Here is a 19,109-nt window from a genome sequence, read left to right on the forward strand (position 1 = left end):
GAGGTGTATAAGAGACAGGCGGAGGGGGAGGGCTGAATCCCAACCCCATTCCCTCTCACTATGACTCTGTTGATTGGAACTACCGGTCTTCGCACAATGGCGGGGCTTCAAATACTGTAAACACGGGCCCGGGTGCGCAGCCGACTTCAGTTCCCAGGTACACGAACAATAGCCCCACGGTGAAGGTCGACCCCGGGCCTACAGGTAGCGCTGGCGGGGCGGGAATCAGCCATCGTTCCGGGACTCCAATGGGAAGCTGGGTCGATGGCGCGGCCCATGCGGGTGCATCCGTGCTTGCGGACCTGCCCGCTGCCTATGCGCTTTCAAGAATGCCGGTCTACCATGCGCTTGTAGGTAGCATAGGGATGGGGCGTCAACTCACGACCAGCATCAAAGAGTATGGTGTCCTCGGTGGACTCGTTGATACGTTCAATCCTGCCGGGAAAGTGCTTGAGCATGGTTGGCTTGCCAGCGAGGCATATGATTCAGGGAACGAATATGCTGTTGGAGAGCATGCGTTCCGTGCCTCCCTGTGGGGCGTTCAAACAATTCTCACGGCTTTTGGTGCTTACAAGACGGGAGCTAGCGGTCTGGACGTATTGGGCCGTATGGGCTCGTCACCTAGTGCTGCGGTAGAGCTCGCAGGACATATAGGCGCAGATTCGGCAGGTGCGCGCCCAGCTCCATTCAATCCTACTGGAGGAAAGAACAATTGCGTCAATGGCGTGTGTGCATTTCTTGAGAGTGTTCGGGAAGGCTCCCTGAATCTGGATGCAGCGATGGAGCCAGTGCGGGCCAATGGAGGACTGATTCGCGTAGCCCTCAACCAAATCAGGAATCGAGTTGGCGTCCAATTTGGCGATCCTCAACTGAATACGCTGATGACTGGCCGCAAGAAGCAGTTTTTTGTGGTTTTTAGAGGTAGCGGAGCGACGATGTCTGATCACGTGCTAGTGGGGATTTCAAAAAACGGGCGAGCCGTGATCTATGATCCCCAGAGTGCCGGGCGGTTTATGACACCAGCTGACTTCGGCCCATTTACGGCATATCCACTAATATTTGAGTGAAGGAGCTACGACAGTGGATGAGACTATGCAACTGGTGGATGAATTTCTCCAGTGGTGGATTAATCCTCGAGCCCTTCCGGATTTTTCTGGCCGCTTTGCGCCTGGATTTTCCTTCCGGAAGGAGCCAGTGGGGCTGGCTGATGAAGATGCAGTATGGTTTGTCGAACAAAAACTGCCTTGGTCTGGGATAGAGGTGAAGGAAAGGGTGATTGAAGGGGACACCGCTGTTCTTGTTTTGGAGGGAGAAGACCGCGTGACGGAGCTTCGTCATCGCGCGACCTTGAAAGTTGTTGTCCGGAGCGGGAGGATCGCGTCCGTGGTTGAAACCCTTGAGGTCATCAAATGACCTGTAGGTTGCATGGAGATTACCCACGAACGTCGGCAATCGCGCTCACTGCCTTCCCGTGAGGGCCTCCGCGCGCGGCTTGCCTTCCGCCGACGCGGGCATCCCCATCTCCATCAGCGCTGACAGCGTTGGCGCCACGTCCACCGGATCAATCTCCTGGAGGTACAGGCCCGGCTTCACGCCCCGGCCCGCGAACACCACGGGCACCTGCACGTCGTAGGAGTACGGCGTGCCGTGGTTCGTGCCGCGCGGGTAGTCGCTCACGACGTGGAACGGCTTCGCCACGAAGAGCACGTCCCCGCTGCGCACCGGGTAGTAGCCGCGCCGCAGCGGCGCCACCAGCCCCCCAGTGTCCGGTGCCGTGTCCAGGTCGTCCCTCGCCACCGCCGTCACCGTGTAGGGCTGCTTCGCGAGCCACGCCGCCGCCGCACGCCGCACCGCCGCGCCGTCCACCTGGCCCGACTCCAGCGCCTTGCCGCCCAGGTACACGTCCAGCTCCAGCAGCTTCACCGTCACTTCCACGCCGAACTTCGCCTTCAGCTCCTGGGCCAGCGCCTTCGCCGCCTCCACCGGGTTGAAGCGCAGCGCGGGCAGCCCCGCCTCCAGCCAGGTCTCCGGGATCTCCGCGCCCCCGTGGTCTGCCGACAGCGCGATGACCAGGTTCGCCTTGCCTCCAGCCGCGCGCTCGGCGGCCGCGATCAGCTCCCCCATCGCCTGATCCAACCGCAGCAGCGTGTCCTGCATCTCCCATGACGACGGACCGAACGCGTGGAACACCGCGTCCGTGCCGCTGAAGCTCACCGCGAGCATGTCCGGCACGTCGTCCCGGCCCAGGCCCTCGCCCTCCAGCGCCGCCTTCGCCGCCTGCACCAGCAGGTCATGCGACCGGGGTGACACCGCGAAGACCCGGTACGACTTAGGCCCCGGCTCCTTGGCCCCGCCGCTCAGTGCGTGCGGAAACACCCGGCCCATGCCGTAGGGGTCCGGCGGCTCCGTGGCGGCGTCGTCCTGGCCCACGTACTCAGCGCGCGGGCGCAGCAGCTCCCACGTCTTGCCGAACCCCGCGTCCGCCAGCTTGCGCGTGTTGAACGCCTGCATCCACGCGGGCACCGCCTTCGCGTACCAGGTGCTCGTCACCAGCCTCCCCGTCGCCTCGTCGAACCACCACGCCTGCCCCAGCCGCCCGGCCAGCGGAATGGCCGCGCGCGCCTTGAACGACAGCGCCACCACCTTGCCCCTGCCTTGCGTGGCCCCCCGCAGCCGGTCCGCCAGCGTCTCCGCCATCAGGCTCGCCGGGCTGGTGTCCGCCGTGGGGACCGTGACGCCGTCCAGCACCGTGTGTGTCGGGTCCACGTAGACCTGCAGGCTCTGGCCCGTGGAGCGGTCGTGGACGTCGTTGTCCACGATGCCGTGGCGCCAGGGGTTCGCGCCGGTGGCCAGCGTGGCATGACCCGGTGCGGTACGGGCCTCCGCGTAGGCATACCGGGCGTAGGGGTAGTAGGCCCCCGTGTTGAGCAACTGCCCCAGCCCGCCGGTGAGGCGCGAGCGGTGGCGCAGGAGCAGGTCGCTTCCCAGGGCGTCCACGCTGATGAAGAGCGTGAGCTTCGGGGCCCGGGCCGAAGCGGGCAGGGCGATGAGGACGAGGAGGGCGGCGAGGACTCGCGACATGGCGGGCAGCCTCCCCGGCCGGATGGTCAGAAGCAACCAACATGCGTCCCCGCCGCTTGGACAGTCCACCCCGCCCTGATATGGGCGGCCCAATGGTCGAGGCACGGCTGCGCGTCATCTACGGCGACACGGATCAGATGGGGGTCGTCTACTACGCGAACTACTTCCGCTACTTCGAGTTCGCCCGCAGCGAGTTCTTCCGGGGCCACGGCGGCAGCTACCGCGAGCTGGAGAGCACCGGCCTGCTCCTGCCCGTGGTGGAGGCGAGCGCCCGCTACAAGGCCTCCGCGCGCTATGACGACCTGCTCGTCATCCGCACCACGCTCAGCGAGTTGCGCCGTGCGTCACTCGTGTTCACCTACGAGTTGCTCCGCGACGGCCCTTCCCCCACGCTCCTGTGCACCGGCCGCACGGTGCACGCCTGCGTGGGGCGCGACGGCAAGCCCCAGCGCATGCCCGAAGCCATCGCCCGACTGAAGACCCTGGACGTCTGAACCTTTCTTCCCCGAATTCCCGAACGAGGAGCACCCCACAATGGATCGCAACCTGGCAATGGAGGTCGTGCGCGTCACCGAGATGGCGGCCATCGCCTCCGCCCGGCTCATGGGCCGCGGCAACACGAACGAGTCGGATCAGGCCGCCGTGGACGCGATGCGCCGCGCCTTCGACGCGCTGAACATCGACGGCACCGTCGTCATCGGCGAGGGCGAGCGCGACGAGGCGCCCATGCTCTACATCGGCGAGCGCGTGGGCCGCCGTGACGCGGGCGCCCCCGCGGTGGACATTGCCCTCGACCCGCTGGAGGGCACCAACCTCTGTGCCTACGGCCGCCCGGGGTCCATCTCCGTCGTGGCCATGTCCAGCCAGGGCGGCCTGCTCAACGCGCCCGACACGTACATGGAGAAGATCGCCGTGGGCCCCCGCGCCAAGGGCGCCATCGACCTCACCAAGTCCCCCACGGAGAACCTGCGCGCCATCGCCGAGCGCATGAAGGTCTACGTGGAGGACCTCACCGTGATGACGCTCGACCGTGAGCGCCACGCCGACCTCATCAAGGAGGTCCGCGCCGCGGGCGCGCGCATCCGCCTCATCGAGGACGGGGACGTGGCGGGCGCCATCGCCACCTGCTTCGAGGGCACCGGCGTGGACGTGCTGATGGGCATTGGCGGCGCGCCCGAGGGCGTCATCGCCGCGGCCGCCATCCGCGCCACCGGCGGGGACATGCAGGGCCGGCTCGTGCCGCGCAACGCCGAGGAGATCGAGCGCGCGAAGAAGATGGGCGTCACCGACATCCACAAGATCTACACCGCCGAGGACCTGGCCCGGGGCGAGGTGATGTTCGCCGCCACGGGCGTCACCACCGGCGACTTCCTCAAGGGCGTGCGCTTCTTCGGCGGCGGCTGCGAGACGCACTCCGTCGTCATGCGCAGCAAGACGGGCACGGTCCGCTTCATCCAGTCCGTGCACAAGTTCGACAAGAAGCCCGGCTACGCGCTGTAGCCTGCACCCTCACCCGGAGACACCGACATGGCCGGCGCCACGCGCACCATCACCATCAATGCTCCCATCGAGAAGGTCTTCGACGTCATCACCGACTACGACCGCTACGCGGAGTTCCTGTCGGAGGTGAGGAAGGTCTCCACCTCGCAGCGGCAGGGCAACACCGTCCAGGTCCACTACGAGGTCGATGTGGTGAAGACCATCCGCTACACCATCAAGGTCACCGAGGAGCGCCCCAAGCGCATGTCCTGGACCTTCGTGAACGGCGAGGTCATGAAGGACAACAAGGGCAGCTGGACCCTGGAGCCCGAGGGCGAGGGCAAGACGCGCGCGACCTACAACGTGGAGATGGCCCTGGGCATGCTGGTCCCCAAGGCCATCGTCAACGGCCTGGTGGACAACCAGCTCCCCAAGATGCTGGAGGCGTTCAAGCGCCGCGCTGAAGCGCTCTGAAGTCCCGTCAGCCCTGACGGTCTGCGTCAAAATCCGCCTGCTTGTCTGTTCCGATGCACGGCCTTCGTCGTGCAAGGAGCAGGTGGGCAGGCGGGCCCTTTTCGGCTGGAACCGTGCCGCTCGCGGAGCCGGGACCCACCTGAAATGGGTTGAGTTGCAGTGCGCCGCGAGGGCATTAGGATCAGACGGCTTTTTGACGTCCGCACTGTCTCCATGACATCCGTGCCACGGTTGCTCTGGCCGGGATGTCGGGAGGTGGACGAGCAGCCAGTCGGAATGGCTGCGCCGCCCCCAGATGGAAACGGGGGTTCTTAATTTGCATCAAATGGGAGTGGAAGTGGTAAGGGGGCGGGACGGCGGGCGTACATCGGGGTACGTAGGCTGAGGGAGAAACCGAACCCATGCTCGACGCGTTCATCATCGAAGAAATCAAGCGCCGCGAGCGGCTTCGCCGCGAGGATTACGAGCGGCCGGTGGTGGAGCTTCCACTGCCCGTTCCCGATGACCGTCCCCACCGGCGGACGGACATGGAGGACGAAAAGCCGTCACGAGGCGTCGTCGTCATCGACCTCTGCGTCTGACGACCCACACTTGCGTGGCCCCACGGCCACGGTGATTCCAGGAGCCCGCGGTCGGGCCGTCCCTCTCCGGACGGCCTTCCGCGGGCTTCGCACTTGCGGGCCTCCCACCTGGCGGCGGCCCTCCTAGCCCGGCGCCAGCAACAACAGGTGACGGGGGTGGTAGACTTCCCACATCACCGTTCCTTTTTGCAGCGGGTTGGCCGGCTGGAGGGCGAGCAGCACCTTCTCCCGCCAGTCCGCGGGCAGGGCGCCCTCGCCATGGAAGGCGCCCAGCAGCGCTCCGGTGACGGCGCCGTGGACCTCCGTGTCGCCGCCCCGGTGGACGACGTCCAGGAGGCCACCCTCCAGCGTACTCACGTGGAGCAGCTCCCAGAAGGCGAGCCGGAAGGCCGCGCGCACCGCGTTATTGCCCGGGCGGTGCATGTGCAGCTCCGGACCGTAGAGCTGCGGGTCGTCCTGCGCCGCCAGGGCCAGGTCCTCGCGCAGGAGGGCGGAGGCGCGGGTTATCTCCTGGACGAAGTCCTTCTCCTGACGCGCGAGGGCGGCGCCGGCCAGGGAGATGCCGGTCTCCGCGGCGGGCAGCAGGTCCGCGGCCTTGAGGTTGGGGCCCCCGGTAATCGCCTTGGCGATGGCGGCGCACAGCCCCGCGCTGGCCAGCTGGCTGCGGGGGTCGAAGTGGGTGAGGGCGGTGTCCTCCATTGCCGCCTGGGCCAGCGCGAACGGGTCCTTGGAGAGCAGGACGGCCAGCGGCACCGCGCGCGGCAGGGCACCCGCGTTCGCCACGCGACGGAAGCCCTTCTGCCAGACGCGCTTGCCGGCCTCCTTCACGGCGTTGGCGAAGCCCGCTTCGCACTCCTCCAGGACCTCCTTCATGGGGTCGCTGATGGCGAAGGCGTGGAACTGCCAGGCCCGGTAGCGGCGCAGCGCGTCCGCGGCGTCATAGCGCTTCAGGTCGCGCAGGCTGAGCGTCAGCGCCACGGCGAGCTGGGTGGGCTCCGTCACCTGGCCCTTGCGCAGCTCGTGCGGGCCTCCGCCGACGATGCCCTGGTAGGGCCCTTCGGCGAGCTGGGGGAAGGCCGGGGCGTAGAACGGGCGGCCTGCCGTGGGCACGGCCAGCGCGTTGCCGGCGGCGAGGCCCAGCAGGGCACCCCGGGCGCGCTGGCCAGGGAGCGGGTCCGGGCCTGTGGCGCGGCGTCGGGGAGGAGGAGGCATTCGACGGTTGGACACTGTAGCAAACCCGGATGCGAGCAAGCTTGCCCGTTCCGGCCGTGCCTCGTAGAACCGCCGGCCTATGACCGAGATCGCTCAAATCCTGGCGCGTGAAGTCCTGGACTCCCGTGGCAACCCGACCGTGGAGGCGGAAGTCGTCCTCGTGGGCGGTTCGCGAGGCCGTGCGACGGTGCCCTCCGGCGCCTCCACCGGCGAGCACGAGGCGCACGAGCTGCGGGACGGGGACAAGCAGCGCTACCTGGGCAAGGGCGTGCTGAAGGCCGTGGAGCACGTGCGCGACACGATTGGCTCCGCGCTCGTGGGCATGGACGCCGTGGACCAGGTGGCCCTGGACGCGCGCATGGTGGAGCTGGACGGCACGCCCACCAAGGCGAAGCTGGGCGCCAACTCCATCCTCGCCGTCTCCATGGCCGCCGCGCGCGCCGCGGCGGACGCGCACGGCCTGCCGCTGTACCGCTACGTGGGCGGCCTGCAGGCGCGCACGCTGCCCGTGCCGCTGATGAACATCCTCAACGGCGGCGCGCACGCGGACACGCGCGTGGACGTGCAGGAGTTCATGGTGGTGCCCGCCGGCGCGAAGAGCTTCGCGGAGGGCCTGCGCTGGGGCGCGGAGGTGTTCCACGCGCTCAAGAAGATTTTGAAGAGCCGCAAGCTGGCCACGGGCGTGGGCGACGAGGGCGGCTATGCCCCGGACCTGCCGGCCAACGAGGAGGCGCTCAAGCTCATCATGGAGGCCATCAGCGCCGCGGGCTTCAAGGCGGGCGAGCAGCTGTTCCTGGCGCTGGACGTGGCCGCGAGCGAGTTCTTCGACAAGGGCTCCAAGAAGTACAAGCTCAAGGGCGAGGGCAAGGAGTACGACTCGCAGGGCCTGCTGGACTACTACCGCGGCCTCTCGGAGCGCTACCCCATCATCTCCATCGAGGACGGCATGGCGGAGGATGACTGGGAGGGCTGGAAGAAGCTCACCGACGCGCTGGGCAACCAGATGCAGCTGGTGGGCGACGACCTCTTCGTCACCAACGTGGAGCGGCTGGGCAAGGGCATCCAGACGGGCACGGCGAACTCCATCCTGGTGAAGGTGAACCAGATTGGCACGCTGACGGAGACGTTCGACGCCGTGCGCATGGCGCACAAGGCCGGCTACACGTCCGTCATGAGCCACCGCTCCGGCGAGTCCGAGGACACCACCATCGCGGACCTCGCGGTGGGCCTGGACTGCGGGCAGATCAAGACGGGCTCCGCGTCGCGCTCGGACCGCGTGGCCAAGTACAACCAGCTCTTGCGCATCGAGGAAGAGCTCGGCGCGGGCGCGCGTTACGCGGGCATGTCCGCCTTCCGCACGTTCAAGAAGAAGTGACCGTGAGCACCCCTCGCCCCCGCATCCTCGTCTCCAACGACGACGGCTACTTCTCCGAAGGGCTGCAGACGCTCGTGGAGGCGGTCAGCCCCCTGGGCGAGGTGTGGGTGGTGGCGCCCGACCGCGAGCAGAGCGCCGCCTCCCACTCCATCAGCCTGCACCGGCCGCTGCGCATCAAGGAGGTGCGCGAGCGGTGGTTCTCCGTCGACGGCACCCCCACGGATTGCTCGTATCTGGCGGTGAACCACTTGCTGAAGGACAATCGTCCCCAGCTCATGGTCTCCGGCATCAATCACGGCGCGAACCTCGCGGATGACGTCATGTACTCCGGGACGGTGGCGGCGGCCATGGAGGCCGCCTTCCTGGGCATTCCCGCCATCGCGTTCAGCCTGGTGTCGCGGGGGCCCTTCGACTTCAAGCCGGCGGGCCGCTTCGCGCGCGCGCTGGTGACGGAGGCGCTGTCGCGGCCCCTGCCGCCCCGGATGCTCCTCAACGTGAACATCCCCGGCGGCGTGGAGCCGGAGGGCTACGTCATCACCACGCAGGGCCGTCACTCCTACGGCAACAACGTCGTGGAGAAGGAAGACCCGCGCGGCCGCAAGTACTACTGGATTGGCGGCACCGAGTACGCGCACCAGGACATCCAGGGCAGTGACTGCAACGCGGTGCTCGACGAGAAGCGCGTGTCTGTCACGCCGCTGCACTTCGAGATGACCGACCACGGTCGCATCCCCGAGCTGTCGGGCTGGAGCCTGAAGGGCTTCACCCGGCACCCGTCGGGCGGTGCCTGAGGTTGGAGGCGCGAGGCTCCAGCCGAGCGGGGAGGGCGCTCTGGGTGTTGCTCGCGGCCGTGCTGTTGGGCGGCTGCACGAGCACCCGGGCGGCTTCCTCCTCCGGGCTGGAGACCGCGGGCGCCCTGCCGGAGCCTCAGGGTGAGGGCAAGCCGCTCGCGTTCGCGCTGCGGCCCACGCACGAGGAGCCGGAGCTCGTCGCCGTGCGCCACCGCGTGGCCGCGGGCGAGACGATGTACCGCATCGCCAAGACGTACGGCATCACGGTGGAGGAACTGGGCGCGGCCAACGGCATCAAGGATCCGCGCGAGCTGTCGGTGGGTCAGGAGCTGATGATTCCCGGCGGCGAGCGGCCGCGCTACGGAGATCCGGGGCCGCTGTCCGACGAAGAGCCGGAGCTGGTGTTGACGAAGCCGGGGCATGCCCCGGTGTCCACGCCGCGCCGCTCGGTGCCGGCGGTGGGGCGCCGCGAGGAACCGTCCCGGGCACGGGTCGTGTCGGGGCGTCCGGGCACGTCGTCGCGTCCGAAGCTCGCGACGCAGGGGCTGCTCGACTGGCCGCTGCGCGGCGTGCTGTATGGCCGCTTCGGCAAGAAGGGCCGCGAGCCGCACGACGGCATCGACCTGGCGGCGCCCTCGGGCACGCCCATCAAGACGGCACAGTCAGGCACGGTCCTCTACGCGGGTGAGCAGAAGGGCTACGGCCTCATCGTCATCGTGGAGCACTCGCCCACGCTCATCACCCTGTACGCGCACAACCGCGACCTGCGCGTGCGCACGGGGCAGAAGGTGCGCCGCGAGCAGGTCATCGCCACGGTGGGCGAGTCCGGCCGCACGTCCGGCCCGCACGTGCACTTCGAGGTGCGCGTGGACGGCAAGCCGGTGGATCCGCTCGAGTACCTGGGCGTGATGCCGCCGGCTTAAGGCGCTTCGGGCGTCGCCCGGGGCGGGTAGCCTCCGGCGTGGCGGGCGCGCTCGCGCACCAGGGCCAGGATGCTCTGGGCGGTGGGCATGGGCTTGCCGACGAGCTGCCCCAGCTCCACGACGGCGCCCAGCAGCGCGTCGATCTCCATCGGGCGGCCGCGCTCCAGGTCCTGGAGCATGGACGTCTTGTGCGCGCCCACTTCGGCGGCGCCCCGGATGCGTTGATCCACGTCGATGAGGAAGCGGGTGCCCAGGGCCTCGGCCACGGCCTGGGCCTCCACCATCATCGCGCGGGCCACGGCGCGCAGGTCCGGCTGGCGGGCGAGGACGTCGAGCGTCGCGCCGGTGAGCACGGACAGCGGGTTGAAGGCGAGGTTGCCCCAGAGCTTCACCCAGATTTCGTCGCGGATGCGCGGGCGCACGGGCGACTTCAGGCCCGCCTTCATCATCAGCTGCGAGAGGGCGAGGATGCGCGGGCTCTTGCTGCCGTCCGGTTCGCCCAGCGTCACGCGGTCGTTGTACGTGTGGACGATGACGCCGGGGGAGACGACCTCCGCGGCCGGGTACACCACCGTGGCGATGACGCGCTCCGGGGGCAGGGTGCGCAGGAGCACGCCGCCGGGATCCACGCTCTCCACGTGGCGGCCCGCGTGAGGGCCTTCGAGCCCGTGGAAGTACCAGTAGGGCACGCCGTTGATGCCGGTGACGAGCGCTGTCTCCGGGCCCAGCAGCCGGGCAATCTGCGGCGCGGCGGCGGGCAGGGCGTGCGCCTTCAGCGTGAGGAACACGTAGTCCTGCGGCCCCGCGTCGTCAGGCGAGTCGGTGCAGTGCGGACGCACGGTGACCGTGTCGCCGCCGCTCGTGAGGGTGACGCCGTTCGCGCGCATCGCGTCCAGGTGGGCCCCTCGCGCGATGAAGGTGACGTCCGCGCCGGCCTGGAGCAGCTTGACGCCGAGGAAGCCGCCGATGGCGCCCGCGCCGAAGATGGCGATCCTCATGACGTGAGCCCCAGCCGCTCCGCGAGCCCGATGCGCTGCACCTTGCCGGTGGGCCCCTTGGGCAGCTCGGTGAGGAGGACGATGCGGCGGGGCACCTTGAAGTCGGCCACGCGCGACGCCACGAAGTCTCGCAGCTCGCGCTCGGTGGCGCTGGTGCCCTCGCGCAGCACGACGGCGGCGGCCACGTCCTCTCCGAGCTTCGGGTGGGGCAGGGCGAACGTGACGGCCTGCTGCACGGCGGGATGATCCAACAGCACGGTGTCCACCTCCAGCGGGCTCACCTTCTCCCCGCCGCGATTGATCAGCTCCTTGAGCCTGCCGGTGAGCCGCAGGTAGCCCGCCCCATCGAGCGTGCCCTGGTCGCCCGTGCGGAACCACCCGTGGGTGAAGGCGCGCGCGTTGGCTTCGGGGTTGTTCACGTAGCCGGCCATGACGTTGGGCCCCCGGATGACGACCTCTCCCAGCGCACCCGGAGGCAGCAGCGTCCCCGCTTCGTCCATGATGGCGACCTCGGGCCCGGCCGCGAGCCCCACCGCGCCCGCGTACCGGGGACGTGGGGGCAGCGGGTTGGAGGCCATCTGGTGCGCGGCCTCCGTCATGCCGTAGCTCTCGATGACGGGCACGCCGAAGACGCGCTCCAGTTCCTCCATCACCTGGGGCGGCAGCGACGCGGACGAGGAGCGGATGAAGCGCAGGCGGTGGGTCGCCAGGCGCTCCGCGTTGCGGCGGGCGCGCTCCACCATCGCCTGATGCATGGTGGGGACGGCCGTGTACCAGGTGGGGCGGGCCTCCTCGAACCAGGAGAAGAAGCGCAGCGCATTGAAGCCCGGTGTGCACACCACGCGGCCACCCGCGCCCAGGCTGGACAGCACCGCGGCCACGAGCCCGTGGATGTGGAACAGCGGCATGATGTTGAGGCACGTGTCCGAAGGCCCCAGCGCCAGGTGCGCGCCGATGTGTCGCGCGGAGGCGGTGAGGTTCGCGTGCGCCAACGGGACGAGCTTCGGCCGCGCGGTCGTGCCCGACGTATGCAGCACCAGCGCCACGTCGCTTCCGGTGGTCTCCTCCGCGCGCGGAGGAGGGCTCGTCCGAGGCAGGTCGGACTTGAGCGTGAAGTGGCCGGCGGGTCCGTCGGCCGAAGGGCTCAATTCGATGACGGGGAGGTTCCGTTCCCGTGCGACCTCGCGGGCCGGCCCCTCCTGGCCTTCGAGCACGACGAGGGCGCGGGCCTGGAGGTCGTCCAGGTAGAAGGCGAACTCGTCCGCGCGGTACGCGGGGTTGAGCGGCGCGGTGGTGGCGGTGCTGGCGACGGCGAGGAACGCGGCGGCCATCTCCGGTCCATTGGGCAGCACCAGCGCGATGCAGTCCTTCGGGCCCAGTCCCCAGGCGAGCAGGCTGTCACGGACCTGCGCGATGAGGTCTCTCAGCGCGCCGTAGGTCAGGCCTGGCCGGCCGGGGGCGCCGAGCGCCACGTCGTCCGCGCGTCCCACTGCGAGCAGCGCTTCGAGGGTGTCCGTCCGCGCCATGCCGGGACTCCGGGGTGGTTGGGGGACCTCCCGGATATGGCCCCGGCGCGTCCCGTGCAACCGCTTCGTTCAAGGCCGTGCGTCCTTCCCTCGGGAGGTCGGGCTTCGTGGGTTTGCTATATCGCTGCCCGGAGGGTTCACCATGTCGCGGAAAGTGGCGCTCATCACCGGCGCGTCGGCGGGACTCGGGGAGCAGTTCGCGGAGCTGTTCGCGCGGGACGGGCACGACGTCATCCTCGTGGCGCGCAACGTGGCGAAGCTGGAGGCCCTGGCCTCGCGGCTGGAGCAGGCACACGGGGGCAGGGCGCACGTGATGCCGGCGGACCTGGGGGACCCGTCCGCGCCCGAGCGCCTCTTCGCGCAGGTCCGGGCGCAGGGGCTCGCGGTGGACTTCCTCGTGAACAACGCGGGGTTTGGCTCCACGGGGCCGTTCGTCGAGCAGGCCCTGGCGCGCGAGGTGGAGATGGTGGAGGTCAACTGCACCGCGCTCCTGAAGCTGACGCACCTGTTCGTGCGGCCCATGCGCGAGCGGAAGCACGGGCGCGTGCTCAACATCGCGTCCACGGCGGGCTTCCAGCCGGGGCCATACATGGCGACGTACTACGCGACGAAGGCGTTCGTGATGTCGTTCTCGGAGGCGCTCGCGTTCGAGTTGAAGGACTCGGGCGTGACGGTGACGTGCCACTGCCCGGGGGCCACGCACACGGAGTTCTCCGCGAACGCGGGCAACGCGGAGTCGCGGCTGTTCAAGCGCCCGGGCGTGGCGAAGGCCCCGGACGTGGCCGCGCATGCCTATGCGGCGATGATGAAGGGGCGGGTGCTCTCCATTCACGGTGCCCTCAACTGGCTGGGAGCCTTCTCCCTCCGGTTCAGCCCCCGTGCCGCGGTGCGTTCCGTCACGGCGAAGCTGAACCAGCAGGCCTGAGCGAGCAGGGAGGCGGGCCTGGGGTGGGGGCGCCCCTGGCCCTGTGCCAGGGAGGGCCTGGGCGTGGGCCGGGAGGAGGGTAGAGTGTCGCGCGTGTCGCGCACCCCGTGGTTCCTGATTTCATGTCTCGTGTCGTTGGCCTCGCCTGCCCTCGCGCAGGACGGGACGGCTCCGGCAGCGGTGGCTTCTCCGTCGGCTGCCTCGCCCGAGGCGCCCTCCGCGGAAGTCCCTCCTCCTTCCGCTGTCCCTGTCGCTCCGGAGTCTCCGGCGAAGCCGCCGGCCACGTCCGTTGAAGTGAAGCCCGCGTCGGCCTCCGTGGCGGTGATGCCGCTGGAGGCCAACGCGGCGGGGAAGGAGGCCGCGCCGGGCATCACCTCGCTCATCGCGAGCCGCCTCGCGGAGTCCCCGCTGCTGCGCGTGCTGTCCCAGCGTGACATCCAGACGATGCTGGATGCCGAGCGACAGCGGCAGCTCCTGGGAGACTCGAAGTGCGAGACGGGGGACTGCCTGCAGGAGTTGTCCTCGCTCACCGGTGCCCGCTACATCCTCACGGGGCGGTTGGATCGCTTCGGGGGGCAGTACCTGCTCACCGCGAGCCTCGTGGACACGCGCCAGGGCCGCAGTCTGGCAAAGCCGCGCGCGGAGGCTTCCGACGATGATGAGCTGCTGCGCACGGCGGATGCCGTCGCTGACGAGCTGATCGCCGCGCTGTCGATGCCCGGAGAGTCCGTCGTGGCGCGTCCGTTGCTGGGCGGGGCGTCCTCGGGCTCGTCGCCGGGCGGCGGCCTGACGCTGGGGCTGCGGTTCAACAACAGCTTCATCGACAAGCTGTCCTCGTTGAACCCGGGCCTGGACCTGGAGGTGGGCTACTGGTTCCACCCGGAATGGCAGGGTTTCCTCCAGGTGGGCTTCACGCTGGTGCGCACCGGTGACAACAGCGGCGGTGACGGCAAGCTCAACGTGCTGCCCAGCATCCTGGGGGCGCGGCACTACCACCGCCTGGACAAGTCGCTGCGGCCCTATTGGGGCTTCGGCCTGGGCGTGCAGTTGTCGTTCGGTGACTACGGCATCTTCCAGAACACGGGCCCGCTGCCGTCGGTGGTGGGCTTCGTCGGGCTGGAGTACCTGCTGGTGGGCCACGTCGGCTTCCAGCTGGAGCTGGGAACGAACATCGCGCAGGCGGTGCTGGGACTCGCCGATGATGGCGCGGGTGACGGCCTCAACCTCGATGTCAACGCTGGCATCGCGTACCACTTCTGAGTTTCTGGAGCCCTCCATGTCCTCGCGCCTGCGCGCCCTGCCGCTCCTTGTCCTGCTGGCCTCGGGAGCCTGCACCGAAACGCCGAAGTTGGATCCGAAAGACCAGGCGGAGGGGCTCTACATCCGGGGCAACTCCGAGTACCTCCAGGGCAATTTCGACGCCGCGCTCAAGACCTTCGACGAGATGAAGGCCCTGATGCCCGCGGATCCGCGCCTGCCCGCCGCGAGGGGTGAGGTGCTGCTCTCCATGAGCCGGCTGGAGGAAGCGGCGAAGGAGTTCGAGGTCGCGCTGCGATTGGATCCGAAGCGCTCCACCAACTGGAGCCGGCTGGGCTTCATCCAGGCGCAGCTGGGCAAGCCGGAGGAGGCGCGGAAGTCGCTCGAGAAGGCCCTGACGCTGCATCCGCGCGATTTCAACGCGCTGGAGCAGCTGGGCGAGCTGGCGGAGGAGCGCGGCGAACACGACGATGCGGTGCGCCAGTTCATGCAGGCCGCGGAGGTCGCGCCGGACGCGTCGAAGGCCGACCTGACGTTGCGGGCGGTGGACGTGCTGACGCAGCAGGGGCGGCAAGAGGACGTGCTCGCGCTGCTGCGCAAGTCAGCGACGCAGGGCCTGCGCACGCCGGAGATGCTGACCACGCTGGGAGATGCGGAGGTGCGCGCGGGCCACCTGGCGGAAGCGGCCACGGCGTACCAGGAGGCCGCGAAGAAGTCGCCCAAGGATCCGACGCTGTGGGAGCTGGTGGGGGAGATCCAGCTCAAGCTCGGCAAGCGCGAAGAGGCGCTGGCGGCCTGGGCCGAGTCCCTGCGCGTGAAGGACCGCGCCACCGTGCACGTGGCGCTCGCGCGTGCGCACCTGGCGGCTGACAACCGCGCGGCGGCGGAAGGGGAGCTGCAGAAGGCGTTGGACACGGTGTCGGGTTCGGACGTGCGGGAGATGCAGGAGGTCGCGGGCCTGCTGACGACGTTGGGGCGCAAGCCGGACGCGCTGCGCATCCTGACGAGCCTGGGCGCGGAGCCCGGACACGCGAAGGACGTGGAGCTGCAGCTCGCTACCGCACGGCTGGCGCGCGAGCTGAAGGATCCGGCCACGGTGCAGGCCGCGTGTGCCCGGGTGGTGGCGGCGGCCACGGATGGCGGCGTGGCGAAGTGCCCGTAGGCTTCCGGCTGTAGCCGTGGGAGGACTGCATGAAGGGTGGATGGCTTTTCCTGCTCCTGCCGTTCCTCCTGGTGGGCTGTGCATCCGTGCGGGTCGTGAGTCTGGACACGGGAGGGACAGCGCCCGTCTTCGTGACGCCTCGGGAGGAAGACGACGCTCCGCTGGCGGATGCGGAGCTGGGCGACGACGAATTCGAAGAGGCAGTGTCTGTGCTCGCCCGGGATGTGCGTCCGTTCTCGCATCCGTTGCGTGAGGCCCGGAGCTTCTTCGGGGTGCCCGCGCGCAGTGGCGTCTTCGGGTACGAAGCGCGCACGCGCCGGGTCGTTCCCCTGGGTGAAGCGGAGGCTCGGGAACTGCACCTGTTGGACGACGCGTCGGCGGAGCTGACGCGCGCCTACGGTCGCTGGTGCGAGCGCAAACGGCAGGGCCGGGATTGCCTGTCCCTGTTGGAAGAGGGACCGCTCCTGGGCAGCGATGGCCGGTATGCGCTGGCGATGGCGCTCGCGATGGACTCGGTGTGGGAGGAGACCGCGGAGGCCCTGGCGGGCATGGCGGATCCGCAGGCGGTGATGGCTACGTTGACGGCCTCGATGACGATGTACCTGCTGTTGTGGACCTTGCCAGAGCCGGTGTCGAAGGGCGTGGCGGCGTTGATGACCGCAACGGCCATCGCGTACCTGGGTGTGGATACGGTGCGGCGGCTGTTGGATGGGTGGATGACCCTGGTGAAGGTGGCGGACCGCGCGATGACCTTCGAGCAGTTGCGCGAAGCCGGGGAGGGGTACGGGAAGGTCCTGGGGGAGAACGCCGCGCGGGTCTTCGTGATGCTGGCGACGGCGGCGCTGGGCAGCACCGCGGGACTTGCCATGAAGGCGCCCGGGTTGCCGGGTTCGGCGCAGGCGGCGCTCGCCGTGGAGACGCAGGCGGGCTTCGCCTACGCAGGGATTGGCGGCGTGCGTTCCGTGGCGATGACGCCCCAGGGCTTCAGCATCGCGTTGGTGCCCAACGCGGTTGCCATGTCCGTGAGGGGGCGCGGTGAGAAGCACCACCTGGCGACGATCCGGAACTCCACTTCCGCGCAGCGCGGAGGACCGTGGACGCCCCGCTTCCAGCGTATTTTCAGGAGGGCCGGGATGGAGTTGAAGGACCCGGAGAACATCGTCGAGGTCCCAGGACATCGTGGACCGCATCCCCAGCGCTACCATGAGCGTGTCTATGCTCGACTGGAAGATGCAACCCGGGGCTGTCGAAGTATCGAGCAGTGCCGTGAGGTGCTTGTCGCCGAACTCAGAAGGCTGGCGCAGGAAGCCTCGACACAAGGCTCGGGTCTCAACAGGTTGCTGACTCGAAGCGAATGATTCCGGAGCAGTCGATGGCACGGCGCTACTTCCAGCTTCTCGATGACGTCACCATCCCTGGACGATGGGACCTGGGAATCCCTCAAGACGAACAGGGAAACGAAGTGGACGACCCCTGGATGTTCAGGGAGGGACGGCCTGTTGATGTCGCGCAGCGACTCAAGGTTCCTGTCGAGCAAGCGGGAACACCCCTCGATTTTTCGCTCGCAGGATTCAGCACGCCCGTCGTCCGGCCACGTGTCGCAGCCGTCTTTTCAGAGCAGGCAGCACAGGACATTCAGCTCGTGCCTGTGGCAGTTCCCGGGCACACGGAGCCGTACTCCATCCTTATCGCGCGTCGCCTCGTTCGATGCATCGATGACGCTGCATCCGACGAGGTGATCTATTGGACGCCTCAAGACGGTCGGCCAGACCGGGTGGGCCAATACCGCGACGTTGACGGAATGCGCATCGACCCGACGAAGGTCGGTGATGCACAGGTGTTCCGGACGTGGGGCTGGTCCATCGCCCTCATCGTCTCCGAGGACCTCAAATCCGCTCTAGAGCGCATCCATGCGTCCGGCATTCGTTTCGTCGAGGTATAGGCCGTGATTTCTAGAGAGGGCCTGCTTGCGGCGATGCAGCCTCGGTATTTCGAGCTGTCCGACGACGTCACCCTCCCCGGGCGCTGGCATCTGGATGACCCCGTGGACCCGCAGGGCCATGAGCTGGAGGATCCGCGTCTCTTCAATCGGGGGCAGTCGGTCCAGGTTGAAGGACGGTTGAGTGTCCCCATCAAGCACCCGGGACAGGCGCTCGACTTCACCCAGACCGCGCTCCTCGTTCCTGTCGTCCACGTTCGTGTCGCGACGCTCTTCGCGGAACTCGCTCCCGACGATGTCCAGCTCATCCCCGCGGACATTGAGGGCCAACCGGATCAATTCCTCGTCCTGGTGGCCACGAAGCGCATCCTCTGCATTGATGAGCAGAGGTCCCAGGTTCAGTTCTGGACCGCCGATGACGGCGTGCCGGAGAAGGTCGGGAAGTACTACGCCGTGGATGACCTGCGCATCGACACGACGCAGGTCGGAGGGGCCAAGGTGTTCCGACCGGAAGGTTGGGCGGGAACCCTCATCGTCTCCGAAGACCTGAAGCACGCCCTTGAACGCATCCGCGCCACGGGCGTGCGCTTCACCCCGGTCTGACGCCCCGCCCGGGCACACGCCCCGGGCGGCGTCACGGCCCCTTCCTTACGTCCGGCCGCCCTGCAGCTTCCGGTACACGCCCACGACCTGGCCCAAAATCATCGTGGAGCGGAAGTCGGTGCGGTTCACGTAGATGGGCTGCATCGTCGCGTTCGCCGGCTGGAAGCGGATCCGGTCCGTCTCCGGGTAGTAGCGCTTCACCGTGGCCTCGTCCTCGATGAGCGCCACGACGATCTCCCCGGGCTGCGCCGACGGCGTCTTCTTCACGAACAGGTAGTCCCCGTCGTGGATGCCGTCGTCGATCATCGACTGCCCCTTCACCCGGAGCGCGAACACCTCACGGCCGTTCACCCCGCCCAGGAGGAAGCTGTCGATCTTGACCGAATCCTCCATGTGCTCCTGCGCCAGCGCCGGCGCACCCGCCGCCACGCGGCCGAGCAGGGGGATCTCCACCATCCCGGAGTCCTTGCTCTTCATCCCCAGCCCCAACAGCAGCCGCGCCCGCTTGGTCGGCACCAGCGAGCGGCTCTGCTGCTCGCCCCGCGTCAGGTACCCCTTGCGCTCCAGGGCCTTCAGGTGGTCGTTCACCCCGTTGGTCGAGCGGATGTCCATGTGCTCCCCAATCTCCCGGATGGTCGGGGGGAAGCCTCGGTTCTCCGACTCCTTCACGATGAAGGTCAGGATTTCGCGCTGGCGCTCCGTGAGTTCTTCCATGGCCGCACTCCTTCGCTCGACTGCCCGCCCGCTCTGGCGGACCGGGCAACAGAATTTCAGTACCCCATG

Annotated in this window: 20 protein-coding genes; 15 read left to right on the top strand and 5 right to left on the bottom strand. The window is 68.5% G+C overall.

Going from position 1 to position 19,109, the window contains the following annotated elements; translation table 11 throughout:
• Positions 1-365: 365 nt before the first annotated feature.
• Positions 366-1,067, top strand: a complete 702-nt coding sequence (locus tag D7X12_RS42470; protein ID WP_147443718.1) for a hypothetical protein — start codon at positions 366-368, stop codon at positions 1,065-1,067.
• A gap of 25 nt (positions 1,068-1,092) precedes the next feature.
• Positions 1,093-1,413, top strand: coding sequence for a hypothetical protein (locus D7X12_RS42475; RefSeq protein WP_147443719.1), 321 nt, complete (start codon positions 1,093-1,095; stop codon positions 1,411-1,413).
• A 45-nt stretch (positions 1,414-1,458) separates the two neighbouring features.
• Here D7X12_RS42475 and D7X12_RS18880 read toward each other — a convergent pair whose 3' ends face one another.
• Positions 1,459-3,081 carry an alkaline phosphatase family protein gene (locus D7X12_RS18880; RefSeq protein ID WP_120626666.1) on the bottom strand — a complete coding sequence of 541 codons (1,623 nt, stop codon included), beginning with the start codon at positions 3,079-3,081 and terminating at the stop codon, positions 1,459-1,461.
• Between the two features lie 92 nt (positions 3,082-3,173).
• Here D7X12_RS18880 and D7X12_RS18885 point away from each other — a divergent pair, with 92 nt between their 5' ends.
• The 4 genes from D7X12_RS18885 to D7X12_RS18900 all read left to right on the top strand — a co-directional run bounded on the left by D7X12_RS18885 (position 3,174) and on the right by D7X12_RS18900 (position 5,615).
• Positions 3,174-3,575: an acyl-CoA thioesterase gene (locus D7X12_RS18885; protein WP_120626667.1), complete on the top strand. Its 402-nt coding sequence runs from the start codon at positions 3,174-3,176 to the stop codon at positions 3,573-3,575.
• Between the two features lie 40 nt (positions 3,576-3,615).
• Positions 3,616-4,581, top strand: coding sequence for a class II fructose-bisphosphatase (gene glpX / locus D7X12_RS18890; protein WP_120626668.1), 966 nt, complete (start codon positions 3,616-3,618; stop codon positions 4,579-4,581).
• A 27-nt stretch (positions 4,582-4,608) separates the two neighbouring features.
• A complete protein-coding gene (locus D7X12_RS18895; RefSeq protein WP_120626669.1) occupies positions 4,609-5,034 on the top strand; it encodes a type II toxin-antitoxin system RatA family toxin in 426 nt (141 codons plus the stop codon).
• A gap of 401 nt (positions 5,035-5,435) precedes the next feature.
• Positions 5,436-5,615 carry a hypothetical protein gene (locus tag D7X12_RS18900; protein WP_120626670.1) on the top strand — a complete coding sequence of 60 codons (180 nt, stop codon included), beginning with the start codon at positions 5,436-5,438 and terminating at the stop codon, positions 5,613-5,615.
• 123 nt (positions 5,616-5,738) lie between these two features.
• Here the strand turns inward: D7X12_RS18900 and D7X12_RS18905 are convergent, their stop codons facing one another.
• Entirely contained in the window at positions 5,739-6,827 is a 1,089-nt protein-coding gene (locus D7X12_RS18905; protein WP_120626671.1) for an ADP-ribosylglycohydrolase family protein, read from the bottom strand.
• A gap of 79 nt (positions 6,828-6,906) precedes the next feature.
• On the opposite strand from D7X12_RS18905, the gene eno reads away from it, so the two are divergent.
• Genes eno through D7X12_RS18920 form a run of 3 tightly spaced genes read left to right on the top strand, consistent with a single transcriptional unit; the run spans position 6,907 to position 9,916 of the window.
• A complete protein-coding gene (gene eno / locus D7X12_RS18910; RefSeq protein ID WP_120626672.1) occupies positions 6,907-8,202 on the top strand; it encodes a phosphopyruvate hydratase in 1,296 nt (431 codons plus the stop codon).
• 2 nt (positions 8,203-8,204) lie between these two features.
• The gene (surE, locus tag D7X12_RS18915; RefSeq protein ID WP_120626684.1) at positions 8,205-8,993 is read left to right on the top strand and encodes a 5'/3'-nucleotidase SurE; all 789 of its coding nucleotides are present in this window, start codon (positions 8,205-8,207) and stop codon (positions 8,991-8,993) included.
• 44 nt (positions 8,994-9,037) lie between these two features.
• Positions 9,038-9,916, top strand: a complete 879-nt coding sequence (locus tag D7X12_RS18920; protein ID WP_120626673.1) for a peptidoglycan DD-metalloendopeptidase family protein — start codon at positions 9,038-9,040, stop codon at positions 9,914-9,916.
• Here the strand turns inward: D7X12_RS18920 and D7X12_RS18925 are convergent.
• Both D7X12_RS18925 and D7X12_RS18930 read right to left on the bottom strand, forming a co-directional pair.
• Positions 9,913-10,914 (bottom strand): 2-dehydropantoate 2-reductase, encoded by a 1,002-nt coding sequence (locus tag D7X12_RS18925; RefSeq protein WP_120626674.1) that lies wholly within the window; start codon positions 10,912-10,914, stop codon positions 9,913-9,915. The genes D7X12_RS18920 and D7X12_RS18925 overlap by 4 nt on opposite strands.
• On the bottom strand, positions 10,911-12,440 hold the full coding sequence (locus D7X12_RS18930) for an acyl--CoA ligase (RefSeq protein WP_120626675.1): 1,530 nt from the start codon (positions 12,438-12,440) through the stop codon (positions 10,911-10,913). The genes D7X12_RS18925 and D7X12_RS18930 overlap by 4 nt, the downstream gene beginning before the upstream one ends.
• A 142-nt stretch (positions 12,441-12,582) precedes the next feature.
• Between D7X12_RS18930 and D7X12_RS18935 the strand changes: the two genes are divergently transcribed.
• The 6 genes from D7X12_RS18935 to D7X12_RS18960 all read left to right on the top strand — a co-directional run bounded on the left by D7X12_RS18935 (position 12,583) and on the right by D7X12_RS18960 (position 18,326).
• Complete coding sequence (locus D7X12_RS18935) at positions 12,583-13,365, top strand: SDR family NAD(P)-dependent oxidoreductase (RefSeq protein WP_120626676.1); 783 nt, start codon at positions 12,583-12,585, stop codon at positions 13,363-13,365.
• Between the two features lie 84 nt (positions 13,366-13,449).
• A complete protein-coding gene (locus tag D7X12_RS18940; protein WP_244224638.1) occupies positions 13,450-14,625 on the top strand; it encodes a hypothetical protein in 1,176 nt (391 codons plus the stop codon).
• Between the two features lie 16 nt (positions 14,626-14,641).
• Positions 14,642-15,784 (top strand): tetratricopeptide repeat protein, encoded by a 1,143-nt coding sequence (locus tag D7X12_RS18945; RefSeq protein ID WP_120626677.1) that lies wholly within the window; start codon positions 14,642-14,644, stop codon positions 15,782-15,784.
• 29 nt (positions 15,785-15,813) lie between these two features.
• Positions 15,814-17,142, top strand: a complete 1,329-nt coding sequence (locus D7X12_RS18950; protein WP_120626678.1) for an AHH domain-containing protein — start codon at positions 15,814-15,816, stop codon at positions 17,140-17,142.
• Positions 17,143-17,156: 14 nt separating this feature from the next.
• The gene (locus D7X12_RS18955) at positions 17,157-17,726 is read left to right on the top strand and encodes an imm11 family protein (RefSeq protein ID WP_120626686.1); all 570 of its coding nucleotides are present in this window, start codon (positions 17,157-17,159) and stop codon (positions 17,724-17,726) included.
• A 33-nt stretch (positions 17,727-17,759) separates the two neighbouring features.
• Positions 17,760-18,326: an imm11 family protein gene (locus tag D7X12_RS18960; protein ID WP_120626679.1), complete on the top strand. Its 567-nt coding sequence runs from the start codon at positions 17,760-17,762 to the stop codon at positions 18,324-18,326.
• 45 nt (positions 18,327-18,371) lie between these two features.
• Here the strand turns inward: D7X12_RS18960 and lexA are convergent, their stop codons facing one another.
• Entirely contained in the window at positions 18,372-19,040 is a 669-nt protein-coding gene (lexA, locus tag D7X12_RS18965; RefSeq protein ID WP_120626680.1) for a transcriptional repressor LexA, read from the bottom strand.
• Positions 19,041-19,109: the final 69 nt, after the last annotated feature.

It is taken from the genome of Corallococcus sicarius, from assembly GCF_003611735.1.
Taxonomy (GTDB): Bacteria; Myxococcota; Myxococcia; order Myxococcales; family Myxococcaceae; genus Corallococcus; species Corallococcus sicarius.